Source organism: Streptomyces sp. NBC_01808, from assembly GCF_035917395.1.
GTDB lineage: Bacteria > Actinomycetota > Actinomycetes > Streptomycetales > Streptomycetaceae > Streptomyces.
Window position 1 is genome coordinate 6,967,868 of record NZ_CP109072.1, and the last position, 21,994, is coordinate 6,989,861.

General features: G+C 74.2%; 21 protein-coding genes. 15 read left to right on the plus strand and 6 right to left on the minus strand.

Features of this window, described 5'->3' with window-relative positions:
• The first annotated feature begins 1 nt into the window (after nucleotide 1).
• The 7 genes from OG946_RS30740 (at nucleotide 2) to OG946_RS30770 (ending at nucleotide 5,324) form a co-directional block, all read left to right on the plus strand.
• On the plus strand, nucleotides 2–1,096 hold the full coding sequence (locus tag OG946_RS30740; RefSeq protein ID WP_326800416.1) for a sensor histidine kinase: 1,095 nt from the start codon (nucleotides 2–4) through the stop codon (nucleotides 1,094–1,096).
• A gap of 232 nt (nucleotides 1,097–1,328) precedes the next feature.
• Nucleotides 1,329–1,601 carry a hypothetical protein gene (locus OG946_RS30745; protein ID WP_326799219.1) on the plus strand — a complete coding sequence of 91 codons (273 nt, stop codon included), beginning with the start codon at nucleotides 1,329–1,331 and terminating at the stop codon, nucleotides 1,599–1,601.
• The gene (locus tag OG946_RS30750) at nucleotides 1,598–1,987 is read left to right on the plus strand and encodes a helix-turn-helix domain-containing protein (protein ID WP_326799220.1); all 390 of its coding nucleotides are present in this window, start codon (nucleotides 1,598–1,600) and stop codon (nucleotides 1,985–1,987) included. The genes OG946_RS30745 and OG946_RS30750 overlap by 4 nt, the downstream gene beginning before the upstream one ends.
• Nucleotides 1,988–2,044: 57 nt before the next feature.
• The gene (uraD, locus tag OG946_RS30755) at nucleotides 2,045–2,557 is read left to right on the plus strand and encodes a 2-oxo-4-hydroxy-4-carboxy-5-ureidoimidazoline decarboxylase (protein WP_326799221.1); all 513 of its coding nucleotides are present in this window, start codon (nucleotides 2,045–2,047) and stop codon (nucleotides 2,555–2,557) included.
• Nucleotides 2,558–2,559: 2 nt separating this feature from the next.
• Complete coding sequence (gene uraH, locus OG946_RS30760; RefSeq protein WP_326799222.1) at nucleotides 2,560–2,961, plus strand: hydroxyisourate hydrolase; 402 nt, start codon at nucleotides 2,560–2,562, stop codon at nucleotides 2,959–2,961.
• A 3-nt stretch (nucleotides 2,962–2,964) separates the two neighbouring features.
• Nucleotides 2,965–3,906 (plus strand): factor-independent urate hydroxylase, encoded by a 942-nt coding sequence (gene pucL / locus OG946_RS30765; RefSeq protein ID WP_326799223.1) that lies wholly within the window; start codon nucleotides 2,965–2,967, stop codon nucleotides 3,904–3,906.
• Between the two features lie 41 nt (nucleotides 3,907–3,947).
• Nucleotides 3,948–5,324 (plus strand): 8-oxoguanine deaminase, encoded by a 1,377-nt coding sequence (locus OG946_RS30770; protein ID WP_326799224.1) that lies wholly within the window; start codon nucleotides 3,948–3,950, stop codon nucleotides 5,322–5,324.
• A 69-nt stretch (nucleotides 5,325–5,393) separates the two neighbouring features.
• Here the strand turns inward: OG946_RS30770 and OG946_RS30775 are convergent, their stop codons facing one another.
• From OG946_RS30775 to OG946_RS30790, 4 genes are all read right to left on the minus strand, one after another.
• Nucleotides 5,394–6,164, minus strand: a complete 771-nt coding sequence (locus tag OG946_RS30775; RefSeq protein ID WP_326799225.1) for a sugar isomerase domain-containing protein — start codon at nucleotides 6,162–6,164, stop codon at nucleotides 5,394–5,396.
• Nucleotides 6,165–6,228: 64 nt separating this feature from the next.
• Nucleotides 6,229–7,830, minus strand: a complete 1,602-nt coding sequence (aceB, locus tag OG946_RS30780; protein WP_326799226.1) for a malate synthase A — start codon at nucleotides 7,828–7,830, stop codon at nucleotides 6,229–6,231.
• A gap of 165 nt (nucleotides 7,831–7,995) precedes the next feature.
• On the minus strand, nucleotides 7,996–8,643 hold the full coding sequence (locus OG946_RS30785; protein WP_326799227.1) for a nucleotidyltransferase family protein: 648 nt from the start codon (nucleotides 8,641–8,643) through the stop codon (nucleotides 7,996–7,998).
• A 63-nt stretch (nucleotides 8,644–8,706) separates the two neighbouring features.
• A complete protein-coding gene (locus tag OG946_RS30790; RefSeq protein ID WP_326799228.1) occupies nucleotides 8,707–9,498 on the minus strand; it encodes an IclR family transcriptional regulator in 792 nt (263 codons plus the stop codon).
• 174 nt (nucleotides 9,499–9,672) lie between these two features.
• Here OG946_RS30790 and allB point away from each other — a divergent pair, with 174 nt between their 5' ends.
• The gene (gene allB, locus OG946_RS30795; RefSeq protein ID WP_326799229.1) at nucleotides 9,673–11,034 is read left to right on the plus strand and encodes an allantoinase AllB; all 1,362 of its coding nucleotides are present in this window, start codon (nucleotides 9,673–9,675) and stop codon (nucleotides 11,032–11,034) included.
• Nucleotides 11,031–12,128 carry an allantoicase gene (gene alc, locus OG946_RS30800; protein WP_326799230.1) on the plus strand — a complete coding sequence of 366 codons (1,098 nt, stop codon included), beginning with the start codon at nucleotides 11,031–11,033 and terminating at the stop codon, nucleotides 12,126–12,128. Before allB ends, alc begins: the two co-directional genes overlap by 4 nt.
• Nucleotides 12,129–12,310: 182 nt before the next feature.
• On the opposite strand, the gene OG946_RS30805 is transcribed toward alc, so the two are convergent.
• The gene (locus OG946_RS30805; protein ID WP_326799231.1) at nucleotides 12,311–15,019 is read right to left on the minus strand and encodes a beta-N-acetylglucosaminidase domain-containing protein; all 2,709 of its coding nucleotides are present in this window, start codon (nucleotides 15,017–15,019) and stop codon (nucleotides 12,311–12,313) included.
• A 248-nt stretch (nucleotides 15,020–15,267) separates the two neighbouring features.
• Here OG946_RS30805 and OG946_RS30810 point away from each other — a divergent pair, with 248 nt between their 5' ends.
• A complete protein-coding gene (locus tag OG946_RS30810) occupies nucleotides 15,268–16,239 on the plus strand; it encodes a sugar kinase (protein WP_326799232.1) in 972 nt (323 codons plus the stop codon).
• A 123-nt stretch (nucleotides 16,240–16,362) separates the two neighbouring features.
• Nucleotides 16,363–16,983 (plus strand): bifunctional 4-hydroxy-2-oxoglutarate aldolase/2-dehydro-3-deoxy-phosphogluconate aldolase, encoded by a 621-nt coding sequence (locus OG946_RS30815; protein ID WP_101420724.1) that lies wholly within the window; start codon nucleotides 16,363–16,365, stop codon nucleotides 16,981–16,983.
• Between the two features lie 31 nt (nucleotides 16,984–17,014).
• Here OG946_RS30815 and OG946_RS30820 read toward each other — a convergent pair whose 3' ends face one another.
• On the minus strand, nucleotides 17,015–18,022 hold the full coding sequence (locus OG946_RS30820; protein WP_326799233.1) for a Gfo/Idh/MocA family protein: 1,008 nt from the start codon (nucleotides 18,020–18,022) through the stop codon (nucleotides 17,015–17,017).
• A 98-nt stretch (nucleotides 18,023–18,120) separates the two neighbouring features.
• Between OG946_RS30820 and OG946_RS30825 the strand changes: the two genes are divergently transcribed.
• The 4 genes from OG946_RS30825 (at nucleotide 18,121) to OG946_RS30840 (ending at nucleotide 21,963) form a co-directional block, all read left to right on the plus strand.
• Complete coding sequence (locus OG946_RS30825) at nucleotides 18,121–18,885, plus strand: GntR family transcriptional regulator (protein WP_326799234.1); 765 nt, start codon at nucleotides 18,121–18,123, stop codon at nucleotides 18,883–18,885.
• 164 nt (nucleotides 18,886–19,049) lie between these two features.
• Nucleotides 19,050–20,051, plus strand: a complete 1,002-nt coding sequence (locus OG946_RS30830; protein WP_326799235.1) for a sugar ABC transporter substrate-binding protein — start codon at nucleotides 19,050–19,052, stop codon at nucleotides 20,049–20,051.
• Nucleotides 20,048–21,100, plus strand: a complete 1,053-nt coding sequence (locus OG946_RS30835) for an ABC transporter permease (protein WP_326799236.1) — start codon at nucleotides 20,048–20,050, stop codon at nucleotides 21,098–21,100. The genes OG946_RS30830 and OG946_RS30835 overlap by 4 nt, the downstream gene beginning before the upstream one ends.
• Nucleotides 21,097–21,963: an ATP-binding cassette domain-containing protein gene (locus OG946_RS30840; protein WP_326799237.1), complete on the plus strand. Its 867-nt coding sequence runs from the start codon at nucleotides 21,097–21,099 to the stop codon at nucleotides 21,961–21,963. The genes OG946_RS30835 and OG946_RS30840 overlap by 4 nt, the downstream gene beginning before the upstream one ends.
• The last annotated feature ends 31 nt before the right edge of the window (nucleotides 21,964–21,994 follow it).

Consider the following 21,994-nt stretch of genomic DNA (forward strand, 5'->3'; position numbering starts at 1 on the left):
CGTGAATAGGCGGCCGGGGCTGAGCGTTCGCGTCAAACTCACCCTCAGCTACGCCGGATTCCTCATGCTCGCGGGTGCCCTGCTGCTCGCCGCCATAGGGCTGTTCCTCGTGCGGGAGGGGTGGTTGCAGACCAACGCGGAGGGGGCGTGGAGGGCGACGCCGGGCACCGCCTTCGTACGCGGCTTCGCCCCCACCGCCGCCGCGGTCATGCTGTTCCTCCTGGGGTTCGGCCTCCTGGGCGGCTGGATCCTCTCCGGCCGCATGCTCGCTCCGCTGACGCGCATCACCGACGCCACCCGCATGGCCACGAACGGATCGCTCTCCCACCGGATCCGGTTGCCGGGCCGCAGCGACGAGTTCCGCGAACTCGCCGACGCCTTCGACACGATGCTCGCCAGGCTCGAAGCCCACGTCGCCGAGCAGCGGAGGTTCGCGGCCAACGCCTCGCACGAGCTGCGTACGCCACTCGCGATCTCGAAGTCGCTCCTCGACGTGGCCCGCAACGATCCGACCCGCGAGCCCGGCAGGCTCGTCGACCGGCTGAGTACCGTCAACGCCCGCGCGATCGACCTCACCGAGGCGCTGCTCGTGCTCAGCCGTGCCGAACAGAGGTCCTTCACCCGGGAGCACGTCGACCTGTCCCTGCTCGCGGAAGAGGCCACCGAGGCGCTGCTCCCGCTCGCCGAGAAGCGCGGTGTCACCATCGAGACCTCCGGCGACATCACCCCGGCCTTCGGGTCGCCGGCGCTCCTGCTGCAGTTGACCACGAACCTCGTGCACAACGCGATCGTCCACAATGTGCCCGAGCGGGGAGTCGTCTGGGTGCACACCGGCGTCCACCACACAGGTGCGGTGCTGACCGTCGAGAACACCGGCGAGCACATCTCCCCGGAGCTGGCCCCGACGCTCACCGAGCCGTTCCAGCGCGGCACCGAGCGCGTCCACAGCGACCGCGCAGGTGTGGGCCTCGGCCTGGCCATCGTCGAAACCCTCACCCACGCGCACGACGGCACGCTCACCCTCACCCCGCGTTCCGCCGGCGGGCTCCGCGTCACCGTCGAACTGCCGCCGGCGCCCCCGCTCGCCCAACCCTGACGAACCCGGAGTAACCGGGGCCCGGGATGTCACCGAACGTGCTGCGGCGCCTGTCGTGCGTGAGGATGACCTACTCGGGAAGGAGGCGTACGGCACCCCGTGCTCTCTATGGTCCTCCCGTGCAGAGCGACGGAAGCGACGGAAGCGACGGAGGCACAGCCCGGCACCACCGACCGCGGCGGCGCGGCCGGGTGGTGCGCCAGAGCCGTGACCGGGCACGTATGCTGCTCGGATGCGACTCAGGGTGGAGTTCACGACCGAGCCGTTCGACCTGGAGGAGCTACCGCCGCACGCGGTGGCGGCCCGGGATCTGGTGGAGTCGGCGGATCTCGACGCCGTCGACGTCGGCCCGTTCGGCAACAGTGCGGAGGGCGGCGCGGAGGTCGTGCTCGATGCGGTGGACGAACTGCTGCGCAGATCGCTGGCGTCCGGCGCCACCCGGATCTCGCTGCAGGTGAGCGTCGTCGGGGGCGCGTCGGAGGAGCCGGGGAAGGCCGGCGCATGACGGTGCCCGCGGACCACCCGTTCGTCGCCGCGGTCAAGCCGCTGGTCGACGCGATGGGCGGGGAGATGGTCCCGCCGGAGGCGGCGGAGGGCGACGACGTCGTGCTGTCCTGGGAGGGCCGCCCGACGGTGGCGGTGCGGCTGCCTCATCTGGCGGACTCGCTCGACCACATGCTCGCGGAGCTGGAGCGCCGCCACGGCGTGCCGCTCGCGCGGCTCGACCGCAAGGCGAAGCAGCAGGTCGTACGGGTCCTGGAGACCCGCGGCGCGTTCTCCGTACGGCACGGGGTGGAGACGGTGGCCGGCGCGCTGGGCGTCAGCAGGTTCACCATCTACAACTACCTGAACAGGGAAGCCAGGCAGGGCCCGCCGCCCGAGGGCGGCTGACCCGGAAAATTCAACAAACTGTTGACGCGATGCGCCGGGGGCTCATAGCTTGCGGCTGTGACTTCGCGCGTTCCGCCGGGCCTCGCCCGGCTCAACTCCGCCGACGAGCAGGCCGTTGCCGCGCTGCTGCACGAGGTGTGCGCGGCCGAACCCTGGATCGCGGCCGTGGCCGCGGGCCGCCCCTACCCGGACCCCACGCACCTGTACGCCGCCGCCGCGGCGGCGCTCGCCGCGCTCGACGACGCGGGGCTGGCCGAGGCGATGGCCGGGCACCCGCCCATCGGCCGGCCGGCGCCGGGCGACCCGGCCTCGGCGCGCGAGCAGCGGGGCGTGGCGGGGGCGCCGGAGGAGCTGCGGGCGGAGCTGCGGGAGCTGAACCTCGCGTACCAGGAGCGGTTCGGGCACGTCTTCCTGATCTGCGCGACCGGCCTCGGCGCCGTACGGATGCGCGACGCGCTGCGCGCGCGCCTCGGCAACGCGCCGGAGCGGGAGCGGGAGATCGCGCGCGGCGAGCTGGGCAAGATCAACCGTATCCGGCTGACCCGCCTCGTCGAAGCAGAAGGAGCCTGACCATGAGCGTCGGCGCCACCTCCGTCTCCACGCACATCCTGGACACCAGCGTCGGCCGCCCCGCGGCCGGGGTTGCCGTCGAACTCTCCGTCAGAACCGGCGGTACGGGCGACGGGGACGCCGGCGGCTGGACCGCCCACGCCGCCTCCGCCACCGACGCCGACGGCCGCGTCCGGGACCTCCCGGCGCTGCCGGCGGGCACCACCCACGTACGGCTGGTCTTCGCCACCGGCCCGTACCTCAGCGAACCGGCAGCCGAGGACCGGCAGGACGCCCCCGCGCACCGGGACGGCGGCGCGTTCTTCCCGGAGGTGGCGGTGGTCTTCGCCGTCGCCTCCGGCGAGCACCACCACGTGCCGCTGCTGCTCACCCCGTTCGGCTACTCCGTATACCGAGGGAGCTAGCAGATGGCAGACCGCCCCCAGCCCGCGCGCGCCGCGCGCCCCGCGGTGCTCGGCCGCAACCAGTACGGCAAGGCCGAGACCCGCGTCGTCAAGGTCACCCGCGACGGCGACACCCACCACGTCCGCGACCTCAACGTCTCGGTCGCGCTGGCCGGCGACATGGACGAGGTCCACTACTCCGGCACCAACACCCACGTGCTCCCCACCGACACCACCAAGAACACCGTCTACGCCTTCGCCAAGCGGTACGGCATCGAGTCCCCCGAGGCGTTCGCGGTCCACCTCGCCCGGCACTTCACCGGCACCCAGGAGCCGATCCACCGCGCCCGCATCCGCGTCGAGGAGTACGCCTGGGAGCGGATCGACGCCCCCGCCCGGCACTCCTTCGTACGCGGCGGCCGGGAGACCCGCGTCGCCCAGGTGACCTACGACGGCGAGCGCTTCGAAGTACTCGGCGGGCTCAAGGACCTGGTGGTCATGAACACCACGGCCTCGGAGTTCTGGGGCTACGCCAAGGACGCGTACACGACGCTCCAGGAGGACTACGACCGCATCCTCGCCACCGAGGTCTCCGCCTGGTGGCGGCACCGCTGGACCGGCATAGCCGGTGCCGGCGCCGAGCCGCCGGCCTGGGACGAGTCGTACGAGCAGACCGCGAAGCACCTCCTGACCGCCTTCGCCGACACCTACTCGCTCTCGCTCCAGCAGAGCCTGTACGCCATGGGCACGCGGGTCGTCGAACACCGCCCGGAGATCGAGGAGATCCGCTTCTCCCTGCCCAACAAGCACCACTTCCGGGTCGACCTGGAGCCCTTCGGGCTGAAGAACGACGCCGCGGACGGCGCCGTCTACTTCGCCGCCGACCGCCCGTACGGTCTGATCGAGGCGACCGTCCTGCGCGCCGGCGCGGACGCCCGGATCCCCGACGACATGACCAACCTCTGACCGCCGGCCCCCCGCCGCCGGTGAAGGAAGCCGAGGACCCCATGGCAGCACGCCGCACCGTCGTCGAGAACTGCGCGATCGCCACCGTGGACGCGGCCGGCACGGAGTACGCCTCCGGGCACGTCGTCGTCGCGGACAACCGGATCGAGTCGGTGGGCGCGGGCCCGGCGCCGGCCGGGCTCGCCGGCGTGGCGCGCCGGATCGACGCCGCAGGACACCTGGCCACGCCCGGACTCGTCAACACCCACCACCACTTCTACCAGTGGCTCACCCGCGGCCTCGCCCAGGACGCCAACCTCTTCGACTGGCTCGTCGCCCTCTACCCCACCTGGGCGCGCATCGACGAGCCGATGTGCCACGCGGCGGCGCAGGGCTCGCTGGCGGTGCTCGCGCGCGGCGGCGTGACCACCGCGATGGACCACCACTACGTCTACCCGCGCGGCGCGGGCGACCTCTCCGGCGCCATCATCCGCGCCGCGGGCGAGACGGGCCTGCGCTTCACCTTCGCCCGCGGCTCGATGGACCTCGGTGAGACGTCCGGCGGGCTGCCGCCGGACTTCGCGGTCGAGACCCTGGACGGCGCGCTGGCGGGCACGGAGGCGGTCATCGACGCGCACCACGACGCGTCGTACGACGCGATGGTGCAGGTCGCGGCGGCGCCCTGCTCGCCGTTCTCCATCTCCACGGACCTGCTGCGCGAGGGCGCGGAACTGGGCCGCCGCAAGGGCGTGCGGCTGCACACGCACGGCAGCGAGACGGTGGAGGAGGAGAAGTTCTGCCACGAGCGGTTCGGGATGGGCCCGACGGCCTACTTCGAGTCCACGGGGTGGCTGGGCGACGACGTGTGGATGGCCCACTGCGTCCACATGACCGACGCCGACATCGCCGCCTTCGCCCGCACGCGCACGGGCGTCGCCCACTGCCCGTCGTCCAACGCCCGCCTGGCGGCGGGCATCGCCCGCGTCCCGGACATGCTGGCGGCGGGCATCCCGGTCGGCCTGGGGGTGGACGGCAGCGCGTCGAACGAGTCCGGCGAACTCCACACGGAACTGCGCAACGCGCTGCTGATCAACAGGCTGGGCGCGCACCGGGAGAAGGCCCTGACGGCCCGCCAGGCTCTGCGCCTGGCCACGTACGGCGGTGCCCAGGTCCTGGGCCGCGCGGACGCGATCGGCTCCCTGGAGCCGGGCAAGCTGGCGGACCTGGTGCTGTGGAAACTCGACGGCCTGGCCCACGCCTCGATCGCGGACCCGGTGGCGGCCCTGGTCCTGGGCGCCCCGGCGCCGGTGACGCTGTCGCTGGTCGACGGAAAGCCGGTGGTGGAGGAGGGCCGGCTGGTGACGGTCGACGAGGAGTCGGTGGCGGCGGCCACGAGGGAAGAGGCAAGGAGACTGGCGCGGCTGGCGAGCGGGGACTGAGGGGGAACCACAGACTCCCGGCCGGGGGGACGGCCCCGGCCGGGACCGGGGGCCCCGCCCCCGCCCCCGCTACAGCTCCGGGACGCGGCCCCCGTAGCGGGTGAAGTTGCGGCGGTTCGCCTCGTCCCCGCCCGGGACGTTCGCGCTCACCCACCGCGGCAGCTCCACCCCCCGCGCCGCCGCCCGCTCGTCCAGCTCCGCCAGCAGCAGCGCCCACGTGTACGCCCCCAGCACCGTCGACACCGCCGCCGTGCGCGGCGACTCCTGCGGGTGCACCACGTCGCCCGGCGGCACCCGCGTGTCCAGCACCACCGTCGCGTGGTCCGCCAGCCGCGTGCTCGACCGCGCCGTCGCGCTCGCCGACGCCGCCATCGACGTCACCGCCACCACCGGCACCCCCCGCGCCATGCACTCCTGCGCGATCTCCACCGGATACGGGTTCCGGCCGCTGGTGGAGAAGACCACCACCACGTCCTGCGGACCCGGCTTCACCCGCTCCACCGTCGCCCGCCCCGAGCCCGGCCGCCGCTCCGCGGCGGTGCTCGCCGTCGCGCCGTTCAGCGGCAGGATCTCCGGGTCCCACACGGGCCGTACGCAGGCGAGCCCGCCCGCCCGGTAGAACGTCTCGCAGACCATCGCCAGCGAGTGCCCGGCCCCGGCCGCGTACACCAGGCCGCCCGCGGCGACGGCGTCCAGGATCAGCGTGGCGGCGTCCGCGACGGCCGTCCCCGAGGTCCGATCGAGGTCGTCGAGCAGCACGCGGAAGCGGCCGGCGACGGCCGCGCGGGCGGCGGCGCCGGAGTCGCCGGAGTCGGGGGAGTCGTGTGTCTCGTCGGTCATGTCAGCATGCGACCACGTAAGGACCCCGCTCCGCCAGAGGGTCCCGGCAGCCGGGGCGCGCCCGTCAGTCCAGCAGTTCGTACGCGGGCAGCGTCAGGAAGTCCGCGTAGTCCGCGTCCAGCGACACCTGCAGCAGCAGGTCGTGCGCCTGCTGCCACCGCCCCGCCGCGAACGCCTCCGCCCCCAGCTCCGCGCGGATGCCCGCGAGTTCGTCCGCCGCGATCCGCCGCACCAGCTCCTCCGTCACCGCCTGGCCGTCGTCGAAGACGACGCCCGCGTTGATCCACTGCCAGATCTGCGACCGCGAGATCTCCGCGGTGGCGGCGTCCTCCATGAGGTTGAAGATGGCCACGGCGCCCATGCCGCGCAGCCACGCCTCGATGTAACGGATGCCCACCTGCACGGCGTTGACCAGCCCCGGGTACGTCGGCTTCGCCTCCAGGGAGTCGACGGCGATCAGGTCGGCGGCGGCCACGGACACGTCCTCGCGCAGCCGGTCCTTCTGGTGCGGCCGCTCCCCGAGCACCGCGTCGAACGACTCCGTGGCGAGGGGCACCAGGTCCGGGTGCGCGACCCAGGAGCCGTCGAAGCCGTCGTGTGCCTCGCGGTCCTTGTCCGCCTTGACCTTCTCGAACGCCACCTTGTTGACCTCGGGGTCCCGCCGGGAGGGGATGAAGGCGGCCATGCCGCCGATGGCGTGCGCGCCGCGCTTGTGGCAGGTGCGGACGAGGAGTTCGGTGTACGCGCGCATGAAGGGGGCCGTCATCGTGACCGCGTTACGGTCGGGCAGCACGAACTTCGCCCCGCCGTCGCGGAAGTTCTTCACGATCGAGAACAGGTAGTCCCAGCGGCCGGCGTTGAGGCCGGAGGCGTGGTCACGCAGCTCGTAGAGGATCTCCTCCATCTCGTACGCGGCGGTGATGGTCTCGATCAGGACGGTGGCCCGCACGGTGCCCTGCGGGATGCCGCAGTAGTCCTGGGCGAAGACGAACACCTCGTTCCACAGGCGCGCTTCGAGGTGCGACTCGGTCTTCGGCAGGTAGAAGTACGGGCCCTTGCCGAGGTCGAGCAGCCGCCGGGCGTTGTGGAAGAAGTAGAGCCCGAAGTCGACCAGCGCACCCGGCACGGGGCGGCCGTCGACGGTGAGGTGGCGCTCGTCCAGGTGCCAGCCGCGGGGCCGGGTGACGACGGTCGCCAGCTCCGCGGCGGGCCGGAGGGCGTAGGACTTGCCGGAGGCGGGGTCGGTGAAGTCGATGCGGCGCTCGTAGGCGTCGATGAGGTTGGCCTGGCCGCCGATGACGTTCTCCCAGGTGGGCGCGGAGGCGTCCTCGAAGTCGGCGAGCCAGACCCGGGCGCCGGAGTTGAGGGCGTTGATCGTCATCTTGCGGTCGGTGGGGCCGGTGATCTCCACCCTGCGGTCCTCCAGCGCGGGCGGGGCGGGGGCGACGCGCCAGGTGCCGTCGGCGCGGACGGCCGCGGTCTCGGGGAGGAAGTCGAGGGTGGCGGTGCGCGCGATGCCGGCGCGGCGTTCGGCGCGGCGGGCGAGGAGTTCGTCGCGGCGGGGAATGAACCGGCGGTGGAGCTCGCCGAGGAAGGCGAGGGCGGCGTCGGTGAGGACCTCGTCCTGGCGGGGCGCGGGCTCGGCGGCGGCGACGACTGCGGACATGGCTGTCACTCCTTGGCGGCACGGGGTGCCGGGCGCAGCGGAACGTGGCGTGGGCGGCCGGAAGCGAATTCCGAACCTTCTGGCCTGTGGAGAATAGTTTCCTTATCCCGGAAGTTCAACGGTCTGTTGACGTCGAGAGGCTTTTCGGTACGCGCCCGGTGGCGCTCAGTGCCGGCCTGCCCGCGGCTCGTCGAGCAACGCCAGATCCGCGGGCGTGTCCACGTCGTCGGGCGCCGCGACGTCGCCGCACTCCACCAGCGCCAGCTCGCCCCGGCGCGCCGCGCGGGCCAGCACGTCGCGGGCGCCCCGGTCGCCGGTGGCGCCCGCCGCGACCTCCGGCCAGCGCCGGCGGCCCAGCAGCACCGGGTGGCCGCGCACCCCGTCGTACGTGGCCGCCGCCAACTCCGCGCCCCCGGCGGCGTACGCGGCGGCCACGCGCGCGACCGCCGCGGGCCCGACGCGCGGCTGGTCCACCAGCAGCACCACCGCCGCAGCGGCGGCCGTCGGCTCCAGCGACGCCAGACCCGCGCGCAGCGACGAGCCCATGCCCGACTCCCAGTCCGGGTTGGACACCGGTACGCAGCCGGCCAGCCGCGCTCGGGCCCGTACCGCCTCCTCCGCCGCGCCCAGCACCACGTGCACCGGCCCGCAGCCCGCCGCCCGCAGCACTCCGGCCGCCCGCTCCACCAGCGGTCGCCCGGCAGGACCGGCCGGCAGCAGCGCCTTGGGCCGCCCGCCGAGCCGCCGTCCGCCGCCCGCGGCGAGCAGCAGCCCGGCGACCGCGGGGCCGCTGCCGGGGGGTCCGGCGGTCATGTTCATCCGAAGTGCCCGTTCCCTGTGGTGTGTCGCGTCACGAAGGGCCGTCCCGCCGCGCGGTCAGTCCGCGCCCGCGTTCGCGTCCGTCAGACCCGCCGACAGCTCCCGCGCGACCTCCTGGAGCACCGGCACGATCCGCTCCGTCGCCGCCTCGGTCACCCGGCCCGCGGGCCCGGAGATCGAGACCGCCGCCGCCGTGGGCGCGTCCGGCACCGCGGCGGCCAGGCAGCGCACGCCCATCTCCTGCTCGTTGTCGTCCACCGCGTAGCCGTCCGCGCGGACGGCGGCCAGTGCCTTGAGGAAGACGTCCGCCGAGGTGATCGTCTTCTCGGTCGCCGCCGGCATGCCGGTACGGGCCAGCAGGGCCCGTACCTCCTCGTCCGGCAGGTGCGCGAGCAGCGCCTTGCCCACCCCGGTGGAGTGCGGCAGCACCCGACGCCCGACCTCGGTGAACATCCGCATCGAGTGCCGCGACGGCACCTGCGCGACGTACACGACCTCGTCGCCGTCGAGCAGCGCCATGTTCGCGGTCTCGCCGGTCTCCTCCACCAGCCGCGCCAGATGCGGCCGCGCCCAGGTGCCGAGCAGTCGGGACGCGCTCTCGCCGAGCCGGATCAGCCGCGGGCCCAGCGCGTAGCGCCGGTTGGGCTGCTGGCGTACGTAGCCGGTGGCGACCAGGGTGCGCATGAGGCGGTGGATGGTCGGCAGCGGCAGCCCGCTGCTGCCCGCCAGCTCGCTCAGCCCCACCTCGCCGCCCGCGTCGGCCATCCGTTCCAGCAGGTCGAAGGCGCGCTCCAGCGACTGGACGCCGCCGCCTGCGGGCGGCCTGGGCTCATCGGTGCTGCGGGGCACGTTCGCGGTTCCTTCCGTACGGGTGCGACCGCAGCTTAACGGTCCGGAATCCGGCTTTCAGCATGTGGAATCCGCCAAACCGCCCCCGAACCGGCCCTTGACGAGGGCGGGCACCCGCGGCGACAGTGCATTTCAACAGAACGTTGAAACTGCGGGCCGCCGAGAGGAGACCGGGTGCCGGACGCCGAACTGGTGCTGCGCTCACGCCGCGTCGTCACCCCCGAGGGCGAGCGGCCCGCCGCCGTCGCGGTCGCAGGCGGCCGGATCACCGCCGTGCTGCCGTACGACACGGCCCCGCCGCCCGGCGCCCGCGCCGCGGACTGCGGCGACGACGCGCTGCTCCCCGGCCTCGTCGACACCCACGTGCACGTCAACGACCCCGGCCGTACCGAGTGGGAGGGCTTCGCCACCGCCACCCGGGCCGCCGCCGCCGGCGGCGTCACCACCCTGATCGACATGCCGCTCAACAGCCTGCCGCCGACCACCGACACGGAGGCGCTCGCGGTCAAGCAGGCCGTGGCCCGCCCCCGGGCGCACGTCGACGTCGGCTTCTGGGGCGGCGCGATCCCCGGCAACACCGCCGACCTCGCGCCGCTGCACGCCGCCGGCGTCTTCGGCTTCAAGTGCTTCCTCTCCCCGTCCGGCGTCGAGGAGTTCCCGCGGCTCGCCGGTACGGACCTGGAGTGGGCCGCCGCCGAGGCCGCCCGCCTCGGCGCGCTGCTCGTCGTCCACGCCGAGGACCCCGACGTGCTCGACGGCGCCCCGCAGGTCCCCGGCCCCGACTACGCCGGCTTCCTCGCCTCCCGCCCGCGCGCCGCCGAGAACCGGGCCGTCGCCCGGGTCGTCGCGCTGGCACAGCGCCACGGCACCCGCGTCCACGTCCTGCACCTCTCCTCCGCCGACGCGCTGCCCGCCCTGGCCGCCGCCCGCCGCGCCGGGCTGCCCGTCACCGCCGAGACCTGCCCGCACTTCCTCACCCTCACCGCGGAGGAGATCCCGGACGGCGCCACCGAGTTCAAGTGCTGCCCGCCCATACGGGAGGCCGGCAACCGGGACCTGCTGTGGGCGGGCCTCGCCGACGGCACGATCGACTGCGTCGTCTCCGACCACTCCCCGGCCACCGCCGACCTGAAGACCGGCGACTTCGCCACCGCCTGGGGCGGCATCTCCTCCCTCCAGCTCGGCCTGCCCGCCGTCTGGACCGAAGCGCGCCGCCGCGGCCACGGGCTCGCCGACGTCGCCCGCTGGATGGCCGCGGGCCCCGCCCGGCTCGCCGGGCTCACCGCCAAGGGCGCCATCGAGCCGGGCCGCGACGCGGACTTCGCCGTCCTCGACCCCGACGCCGCCTTCACCGTCGACCCCGCGGGCCTGGAGCACAGGAACCGCGTCACCGCGTACGCGGGCCGCAGGCTCCACGGCGTCGTACGCGCCACCTGGCTCCGCGGCCGCCGCATCCACCACGGCGGCGTGCACACCGAACCCCGCGGCCGGCTCCTCGGCCGTACCGACCGGGACGAAAGGCAGCAGCAGGCATGACCGCCCAGATCACCCGCTTCACCGGCGCCGCCGCCCCGTACGGCGGCGGCGACCCCTACGCCGACTACCGCACCGCCGACTTCGCCTTCGCCGCCCTGCCCGACCTCGCCGACCGGCGCCTCGGCGGCGCGGTGATCGCCGCGAACGACGAGTTCTTCGCCCCGCGCGAGAACCTGCTGCGGCCGGAGCGGGCGGAGTTCGACCCGGCGGCGTTCGGCCACAAGGGCAAGGTCATGGACGGCTGGGAGACCAGGCGCCGCCGCGGCGCCTCCGCCGAGGCCCCGCACCCGGCGGCGGGTGACCACGACTGGGCGCTGGTACGCCTCGGCGCCCCCGGTGTCGTACGGGGCATCGTCGTCGACACCGCTCACTTCCGCGGCAACCACCCGCAGTCCGTGAGCGTCGAGGGCGCGGAGGTCCCGGGCGCGCCGTCGCCCGATGCGCTGCTCGCGGCGGGTGTGCGGTGGACGGAGCTGGTGCCCCGTACGGCGGTCGGCGGCCACGCCGCGAACGGCTTCGCAATCGCCGGGGGGCGGCGGTTCACGCATCTGCGGCTGCGCCAGCACCCCGACGGTGGCATCGCGCGGCTGCGCGTCCACGGCGAGGTCGTCCCGGACCCGGCGTGGCTGGCGGCGCTCGGCACCTTCGACCTCGTCGCGCTGGAGCACGGCGGCCGCGTCGAGGACGCCTCGGACCGCTTCTACTCCCCGCCCGTCAACACCATCCGGCCGGGCCGCTCGCGGCAGATGGACGACGGCTGGGAGACGCGGCGCCGCCGCGACACCGGCCACGACTGGATCCGCTACGCGCTCGCGGGCCGCGGGGAGATCCGCGCGGTGGAGATAGACACGGCGTATCTGAAGGGCAACGCGGCGGGCTGGGCGGCGGTGTCGGTACGGGACGGTTCCGCGGGCGAGTGGACCGAGATCCTGCCCCGCACCCGCCTCCAGCCGGACACCAACCACCGCTTCGTGCTGCCCGCGACGGCGGTCGGCACCCACGCGCGTATCGACATCCATCCGGACGGGGGGATTTCGCGGCTGCGGCTGCACGGGAGCCTGACGCCGGAGGGGGACGGGGACGGGGACGGGTGAGAGGGCTGACGCCCTCGGAGTGCGGCGGCGGTTGAGGGAGACGCGCCGGGGCCGCCGGGCGGCTCTGCCGCCTCGGCGACCTGCGGTCGCGGACCTGCGGCCATGCGGCCGCCGGGGAGCGGGCACAGCGGCCGCGGCGGCCCGGCTGCCGATCCGGCTCGCTGCCGGGCCGCCGCCGCGCTTCAGCTTCCGACCACCCCCACGTCCGTGATCTGCGGCACGGCCCCGCCGCCCGACCAGCGCAGCCTGACCTCCGCCACCGCCCCGCCCGGTACGCGGAGTTCGGTGTACGCGCCGGCCAGCGTGCCCGCCGTACGCCACGGGCCGTCCGGCTCGTTGCGTATCTGCACCGTCGCGCCCGCGTCCGGCGCGCTCTGCGGGCGGAGCACGACCAGGGACTCCGCCGCGCGCGGCTCCGCGAAGCGGATGTCCAGCGACTCGCCCGCCTGCGGCGCCCGCGCGGCGCGGTAGACGGAGGCGGTGTCGCCGTCCGCGGCGGCGGCCAGGGAGCTGCCGTCGGCCGCCGGCGGGCCGCCGGCCGTCGTGGCCGAGGCGCCGCCGGCGACGGTGAACTCCCGTACCACCAGCCAGTTGCCCTGCCCCGCCGTCGACCTGGCGCGCACGTACCGCGCCTTCGTGCCCTCCGCTGCCGTCGCCTCGACGTCCGGCGTACCGGAGAACGCCGCCAGCTCCTTCCACGTCTCGCCGTCCGCCGAGTACTCCAGCACGCCCTGCTGGAGATAGTCGTTCGGGCTGCCGGACTTGGCCATCGCCAGCGTGACCTCGCCGATCTCCCGCTCGCCGTGCAGGTCCACGCTCACCCACGAGCCGGCGCGCGGTGCACCGTCGCTCCAGAAGAACGTCGAGCCGTCGCCGTCCGTCATCCGGTCCACGGTGTTGCCCTGGTACGTACCGAGGTTCGTCGCGCCCTTCGGCCGCGGGGGCAGTCCCAGCGAGCGGTCGTGCGCCGCCGCGGCGTCCGCGACGAAGGCGTCCAGCACGCCCTCGCCGACGACGACCTTCACCTCGCGCCCGCCGAGCCCCGTGTAGATGTGCGACTTGGCCTGGTTCACCAGCTCCGGCAACTGCTGCCGCAGCCGCCAGGCGCGGTCGCCGTCGCCGTCGCGGGCGGCCTCGACCATCCGCAGGGCGGTGCGGGTCGCGGTGCCCCAGTCGCGGGTGGCGTCCAGCCAGGGACCCGATTCCTCGACGAACGCCCGGTCGGGCAGCCGGTCGCGGAGCACGCCGGGGGCGGCCTCCAGGGCGGCCAGCGCGTCGTCCAGGGCGTCCTCTTCGCCGCGGTCCCAGTACGCGGCGATGGCCGCCGACAGCTCGGGCGCCTGCCCGGGGTTGAGCGCCGAGCCGTAGGAGGCGTCGGCGAAGGCCCGGAGCGCGGCGGTCGTACGCCGGTCGCCGCCCGCCAGCTCGGCGAGCGCCCCGGCCCAGGACTCCCGCGCGTCGTACGCGGCGTCGTTCCAGGCGAAGTCCGCGACCGTGTAGAGCGCGATCTTCGACGCGGCGGCCTGGTTCATCGGGTTGGCCGTGATCCCGGCCAGCTCGCCCGGCAGCCCCTTCTCCCGGCCGTTGAACGGGCCGAGCAGCAGCCGCTGCTGCGCGTAGTCGTTGACCGGGTAGTTGTCCCAGGTCAGGATCGGGTGGCCGAAGACCTCGCGGGCGTCGCGCGTCTGCGCGACGGTCATCACGGGCGCGACGACGCCGATGCCGGTCCACTCCACCAGCACGTCCTCGTCCAACTGCTCGGCGAGCGCCTTCTTGTACGGGGACGGGGTGGTGTCGTAGTACTCCGTCGGCACCATCTGCAGCGGCTCCGCGCCGTCGTGGGTGCGGACGAACTCGCGGTTGACGCGGTTGAGCAGATGCGCCTGGGCCGCGCCCGCGGCGCCGCCGCCGGTGCCGAAGCGCTCCTCGTCGGCGGCGCAGTTCCAGTCGGTGTAGCTGATGTCGTCCAGCGGCACGGCGAAGGTGCGGACCCCGATGTCCCACAAGGTCTGGAACTTGTCGTTCAGCGCCTGTACGTCCGCGTCGGAGCTGTAGCAGACCGACAGGCCGGGGGAGAGGGCGTAGGTGAACTCGACGTGGTTGGCGCGGGCGCGCTCGACCAGCTCGGCGATGCGGGCGAGTTCGTCCGCCGGGTACGGCTCGCGCCAGCGCTCGCGCAGGTACGGGTCGTCCTTGGGCGAGTAGACGTAGATGTTCATCTTGTGCTCGCCGTAGAACGAGAGCTGGTCCAGGCGCGATTCGTGGGACCAGGGGACGCCGTAGAAGCCCTCGATGGCGCCGCGCCAGCCGGTGCCGGGCCAGTCGCGGACGGCGGTGCCGGCGACGCGGGTGCCGGGGGAGTCGCGGTGGGGGAGGAGCTGGCGCAGGCTCTGGGCGGCGTAGTAGGTGCCGGTGGCGTCGGTGCCGGCCAGCACGATGCCGTCGCCGCCGGGGGCGCCGCCGGCCGGCTCCGCGGTGCCGGCGGCCAGGACGTAGCCGTCGGCGGGCAGCCCGGCGGGGCCCTCGACGCCGAGGGCCCCGAGGGCGGCGGCGGAGGCGGGGTTGGCGTCGGGGCCGCCGAGGTAGACGGTGAGCCCGCGGCTCTCGTCCGGGGCGGTCGCCGTACGCCGTACGTCCTCGGCCCCCGCGTCCCGCAGCGCCTTCTCGGCGACGGCGAGCGCGGGCCCGTCGGGCTCGGAACCGGTGACGAGGGTGACGGTGCGGGTCACGGTGACGCTGTCGGCCCGCGCCTCGACGGAGCGCGGGGTCGGGCTGATGTCGCCGGCCCCGGCCGGCGGCGGTGGCGCGCCGGCGGCCGGCGGGGCGGCGAGGGGGCTCAAGCCCAGGGCCAGGAGTACGGCGCCGACGACGGCCGGGCGGGGGACGGGCATCCGGAACCTCCGGGATCTCGGGGGTGTAGTGCACACGTCACTCAGCGTCGAGCGTCACCCCGACCCGCCCCGGAGGCAATGGACTTACCCGCGCTCCGGCATGGACTCACGTCGTCCCCGGCGCCCCGAACGGGCCCCGTACCGGGGCCGCCGCTGTGCCCCCCGCCATACCGGCGCGGGCGCCGCCCGGGATAACGTTCGGAGCACGAATCGGAGCACGAACGTGCGCCACCACCGTGGAGGACCTGATGGCGGAACCCGCACCGGAGGTGCTGACCTGCGGCGAGGCCATGCTGCTGATGCTGGCCGAGCCCGGGATGCCGCTGGCGCGCGCCGTGAACTTCCGCCGCGCCATCGGCGGTGCCGAGTCGAACGTCGCCGCCGGGCTCTCCCGGCTGGGGCACCGGGCCCGCTGGTTCGGCCGCGTCGGCGCCGACCCCGCGGGGGAGGCCGTCCTCGCCCAACTCCGCGCGGACGGCGTGGACGTGTCGTACGCGGACGTCGACCCGGACGCGCCCACCGGCATGCTGCTCCGCGACAGCCACCCGCAGCGCGCCATCGACGTGCAGTACTACCGCGCCGGCTCCGCCGCCTCCCGCCTCGCCCCCGAGCACATCAGCCCGGAGGTCGTCGAGGGCGTGCGGGTGCTGCACATCTCCGGCATCACGCCGATCCTGTCGCCGTCCGCCGCCGAGGCCACGGTCAAGCTGATCGAACTCGCCCACGCGGCCGGCGCCCTGGTCTCCTTCGACCCCAACGTCCGCCGCAAGCTCGCCGGACCCGAGCGCTGGGCCGAGGTCGTAGGCCCCCTCCTCGCCGAGGCCGACCTGCTGCTCACCGGCGACGACGAGCTGGAGACGCTGACCGGCGAGCCCGCCGACGACGCCGCCGCGCGGCTGCTCCGCGGCCGTACGGACACCGTCGTGATCAAGCGCGCCGACCACACCGCCACCGCGCTCACCGCCGCCGGCGAGCGCGTCGACCAGCCGCCGTACGACGTGCGGCTCGCCGACCCCGTCGGCGCCGGCGACGCCTTCGCCACCGGGTTCCTCTCCGCCCGGCTGCGGGACCTCCCGCTGGACCGCGCGCTCGCGGAGGGCGCCTGCGTCGCCGCCCTCGTCATCCAGACCGTGACCGACACCGACGGGCTGCCGACCGCGGCCGCCCGGGACCGCGCGCTCGCCGCGTTCACCGCGGGCGGCGACTCGGTCCACCGCTGAGCACCAGGCCCGTACGAGGCGTACGGCCGCACCCGCCCCTGAGCAACGCAGCACCGGGCACCGCCCGGAGAGACGCCCAGAGACGCCCAGAGACGCCCAGAGAGAACAGCCGGAGGAAACACCGTGTACCGCTGGGAGATCACCCGGGCCGCGCTGGAACAGCGGGTCGTCGCCATCGTCCGCAGCGACACCTACGACGGTGCCGCCGCCACCGCCGACTCGCTGCTGTCCGCCGGGATCAGCAGTCTGGAGATCTCGCTGACCACGCCCTTCGCGCTGGAGCTGGTCAGCTCGCTGCGCCGCGAGGTCGGCACGGAGGCGGTCATCGGCGCCGGTACGGTCCTCGACGCCGCCTCGGCGCGGCTGGCCGTCGACGCCGGCGCCCGCTACCTCGTCGCGCCCAACCTCGACGCCGGTGTGGTCGCCACCGCGCACCGCTACGGCATCCCGGTCTTCGCCGGCGTCGCCACGCCCACCGAGATGGTGCGCGCGCTGGAGCTGGGCGTGGACGTCATGAAGCTCTTCCCGGCCTCGGCGCACGAGCCGGGCTGGGTCAAGGACGTACGGGCCGCGCTGCCGCAGGCCGCGGTGCTGCCCACCGGCGGCATCTCGATCGCCGAGGCCCCCGACTGGATCGCCGCGGGCGCGGTGGCCGTCGGCATGGGCTCGGCCCTCTCCGGCGGCGACCGCGAAGAGGTCGCCAAACGCGCCACCGACCTCCTCTCCCGCCTCACCCCGGCCTGACAACGCCCGCCGGGGCGGCGGCCCGACGCCCCTACGGCGCGTCCGTGATCTCCGCGACCCGGACCGGGCGGCGTTCGCGGCGCGAGAGTTCGCACGCCTCCACCACGTGCAGCGCCGCCAGCGCCTCCGCGCCGTCGCACGGGTTGGCCAGCTCGCCGCGGACCACCCGGACGAACGCCGCCAACTCCGCCTCGTACGCCGGGCCGAAGCGCTCCAGGAAGCCCTGCCACGGCTTGCCGGCCTGCGCCGGGGCGCGCGGTTCGACGGAGGTGAGCGGCGTCCGCTCGTCCAGGCCCACCGCGATCTGGTCGCGCTCGCCCGCCAGTTCCATCCGCACGTCGTAGCCCGCCCCGTTGACGCGGGTCGCCGTCGCGGTGGCCAGGGTGCCGTCGTCCAGGGTGAGCAGCGCCGCCGCGGTGTCGACGTCGCCGGCCTCGCGGAACATCGCCGGGCCCGCGTCCGAGCCCGCCGCGTACACCTCGGTCACCTCGCGGCCCGTCACCCACCGCAGCGCGTCGACGTCGTGGATCACGCAGTCCCGGTACAGCCCGCCGGACAGCGGCAGGTACGCGGCCGGCGGCGGCGCCGGGTCGGAGGTGGCGGTCCGTACGGTGTGCAGCCGCCCCAGGCGCCCGCCGCGCACCGCCTCGCGGGCCGCGGTGTACCCCGCGTCGAAGCGGCGCATGAAGCCCATCTGGAGCACGATCCCGGCCGCCGCCACCTCCGCGAGCGCGGCCCGCGTGCCCGCCAGGTCGACGGCGATCGGCTTCTCGCAGAACACCGGCAGACCGGCCCGCGCCGCCGCGCCCAGCAGGTCCGCGTGCGCGGCGGTGGCGGCGGCGATCACCACCGCGTCCACCCCCGCGGCCAGCGCGTCGGCGGGCGTGGCGACCGCCTCCGCGTCCGTAAGGGCCGCGACCTCGGCGGCCCGGCGCGGGTCCGCGTCGGTCACGACGAGGGAGGTGACGTCCGGGTGCCGCCGCAGCGCGGCCGCGTGGAAGGCGCCGATCCTGCCGGTGCCGAGGAGTCCGATGCGCATGGCCTCAAAATCTCCCGTGGCCAGCGGGATTGTCAATTGTCAGGACAACCTGACGTGAAGGCTTCCGGTGGCCCGGCCCGACCGTTACGCTCCGGAGCGTGACGAAGCGCGGCACAGGCCCCGTCCCGGCCCTCCGGCTCGGTGTGGACCGCAGCAGCCCGGTCCCGCTGTACTTCCAGTTGTCCCAGCAACTGGAGGCGGCGATCGAGCAGGGGGCGCTGACCCCCGGCAGCCTGCTCGGCAACGAGATCGAACTGGCGGCCCGGCTCGGCCTGTCCCGGCCCACCGTGCGGCAGGCCATCCAGTCGCTGGTCGACAAGGGGCTGCTCGTACGCAAGAGGGGCATCGGCACCCAGGTCGTGCACAGCCAGGTGCGCCGCCCGCTCGGCCTGACCAGCCTCTACGACGACCTGGAAGCCGCCGGGCAGCGCCCCGCCACCCGGGTGCTGGGGGTGGCCGAGGTCAAGGCCACCGCGGACGTCGCCGCGGCCCTCGGCATCGCCGAGGGCACCGACGTCGTCCGGGTGGACCGGCTGCGGCTGACCCACGGCGAGCCGGTCGCCGTGCTCTGCAACCACCTGCCCGCCGAGCTGGTCGGGCTGCGCGCGGACGAGCTGGAGTCGACGGGGCTCTACCGGGTGCTGCGCGCCGCCGGCATCGCGCTGCACAGCGCCCGCCAGCGGGTCGGCGCCCGGCCCGCGACGGCCGCGGAGGCGGAGCGGCTGGGCGAGGAGGAGGGCGCGGCGGTGCTGACGATGGAGCGGTTCACGTACGACGACACGGGGCGCGGGGTGGAGTTCGGCTCGCACCTCTACCGGGCCTCGCGCTACAGCTTCGAGTTCCAGTTGCTCGACCGGGGCTGAGCCGGCGGGGACCCACGGGGTGACTCGCGGGTAGCCGCGGGTCAGAATGATCGGACAAGGCATTGACTCGGCCCCCGCCCCCGGCTAGAACACCTCCAGCCGCCACGCGGGCGGCGGGGGACGACCAGGGAAGAAAGGCGGGTACCCAGATGGCGCGCAGCCGTATGGCCCGTAGCACGCGCGTGTTCGCGGCGGTGGCGACGGCCACCCTGCTGGCGGTCGCCGCGGCGGGCTGCAGCGACTCCGGCGGCAAGGACGCCGAGGAGAACGACGGCGGCGGGGGCGGCGGCGGTGGCGTGAACACGCCCCGCATGGAGATAGCCATGGTGACCCACTCGGCGCCCGGCGACACCTTCTGGGACATCGTCCAGAGCGGCTCCAAGCAGGCCGCGGCCAAGGACAACGTCGAGTTCCTCTACGCCAACAGCGAGAAGGACGACGAGCAGGCGCGGCTGGTCCAGACGTTCGTCGACAAGAAGGTCGACGGCATCATCGTCACGCTCGCCAAGCCGGAGGCGATGAAGGGCGCGGTGCAGGCGGCCGTGGACGCCGGTATCCCGGTGGTGACGATCAACTCCGGCGCGGAGTTCTCCGAGGAGTACGGGGCCCTGAGCCACATCGGCCAGGAGGAGTCGGTCGCCGGCGAGGCGGTCGGCGAGGAGCTGAACGAGCGCGGCCGCAAGAACGCCGTCTGCGTCATCCACGAGCAGGGCAACGTCGGCCTGGAGCAGCGCTGCGCCGGCGTGAAGAAGACCTTCTCGGGCTCGGTGGAGAACCTGACCGTGGACGGCGCGAGCAAGCCCGCGGTGCTCTCGGGGATCCAGGCCAAGCTGGAGGCCGACGGCGGCATCGACTCGGTCGTCACCCTCAACGCGGACGTCGCCGCCTCCGCGGTCGAGGCGAAGGACGCCTCCGGCAGCAAGGCGGAGGTCGCGACCTTCGACCTGAACGCGGCCGTCGCGGCGTCGCTGGAGAGCAAGCAGCTCAGCTTCGCCGTGGACCAGCAGCCCTACCTGCAGGGCTACCTCGCGGTCGACGAGCTGTGGCTGTACGAGACGAACGGCAACGTGATCGGCGGCGGCCAGACCGTGCTGACCGGTCCCGCCATCGTCACCGAGGAGGACGCCCCGGACCTGAAGAAGTTCACGGAGCGCGGCACCCGATGACCGCCACCCTCCCGGCGGACCCGGCTCCGAAGGCGCCGGACGAACGCCTGCTGCACGCCTCCCCGCTGCACCGGCTCCTCGGCCGGCCCGAGCTGGGCTCGGTGATCGGCGCCGTCGCGGTCTTCCTCTTCTTCGCCGTGATCGCGGACAGCTTCCTGTCCAGCCTGGACACCGTGCTGTACGCGGCCTCCACCATCGGCATCATGGCGGTGCCGGTGGCGCTGCTGATGATCGGCGGCGAGTTCGACCTGTCGGCGGGCGTGCTGGTCACCTCGGCGGCGCTGACGTCGACGATGTTCGCGTACGAGATGACCGCCAACGTCTGGGTGGGCGTCTTCGTCTCCCTGCTGGTCACCCTCGCCGTCGGCTTCTTCAACGGCTACATGCTCGTCCGCACCGGGCTGCCCAGCTTCATCATCACGCTGGGCACGTACCTGATGCTGTGGGGCGCCAACATCGGCATCACCAAGAGGATCCAGGGCACGGTCTCGACGAAGTCCATCTCGGACATGCAGGGCTTCGAGTCGGCGCGGGTGCTGTTCGCCTCGTCGATCGACGTCGGCTCGTTCAAGGTGCGGGTGACGATCCTGTGGTGGATCGCCCTGGTCGCGCTGGCCACCTGGATCCTGCTGCGCACCCGCTGGGGCAACTGGATCTTCGCGGTCGGCGGCGGCAAGGTCGCGGCCCGCGCGGTCGGCGTCCCCGTGCAGCGCACCAAGATCGGGCTCTACCTCGGCGTCGCGGTGGCGGCCTGGATTTCCGGGCAGCACCTGCTGTTCTCGTTCTCCGGCGTGGTGCAGTCCGCGGAGGGCCGCGGTCTCGAGCTGCACTACATCGCCGCGGCCGTGATCGGCGGCTGCCTGCTGACCGGCGGCTACGGCTCGGCGATCGGCGCCGCGATCGGGGCGCTGATCTTCGGCATGGCCAAGCAGGGCATCGTCTACGCGCAGTGGGACTCGGACTGGTTCTGGTTCTTCCTCGGCGCGATGCTGCTGCTGGCCACGATCCTCAACTCCTGGGTACGCAAGCGCGCGGAGGCGGCCAGATGACGAAGGCCACGGACGACACGGCCGGGGGCGGCCCGGCCGCGGGCGGGAAGCCCGCGGACGGGGAGGCCGCCGGGGCCGCCGCGGGCCGGCCGCTGGTGGAACTGGCGGACGTCAGCAAGTACTACGGCAACATCCGCGCGCTCGAAGGCGTCTCCCTCCAGGTGCACCCCGGCGAGATCACCTGCGTGCTCGGCGACAACGGCGCGGGCAAGTCCACCCTCATCAAGATCATCTCCGGGCTGCACCAGCACGACGCAGGCAGCTTCCGCATCGACGGCCGGGACTCCCGGCTGTCGAACCCGCGCGAGGCGCTGGACCGGGGCATCGCCACCGTCTACCAGGACCTCGCCGTGGTGCCGCTGATGCCCGTGTGGCGCAATTTCTTCCTCGGCTCCGAGCCGACGCTCGGCCGCGGCCCGCTGCGCCGGCTCGACGTGGAGAAGATGCGCGCCACCACCCACGCCGAGCTGCTGCGCATGGGCATCGACCTGCGGGACGTGGACCAGCCCATCGGCACCCTGTCCGGCGGCGAGCGGCAGTCGGTGGCGATCGCCCGGGCGATCTACTTCGGCGCCAAGGTGCTGGTCTTGGACGAGCCGACCGCGGCGCTCGGCGTCAAGCAGTCCGGCGTGGTGCTGAAGTACGTCGCCGCCGCCCGCGACCACGGCCTCGGCGTCGTGCTGATCACCCACAACCCGCACCACGCCTACCTCGTCGGCGACCGGTTCATCCTGCTCAAGCGCGGGGCCATGGCCGGCAGCCACGCCCGTGCCGGCATCACCCTGGACGAGCTGACCAGGCAGATGGCCGGCGGCAGCGAGCTGGAGCAGCTCAGCCACGAGCTGCAGCGGGAAAAACCCTAGCCGGAGCGGGGAGAACGGGCCTGACCACGCC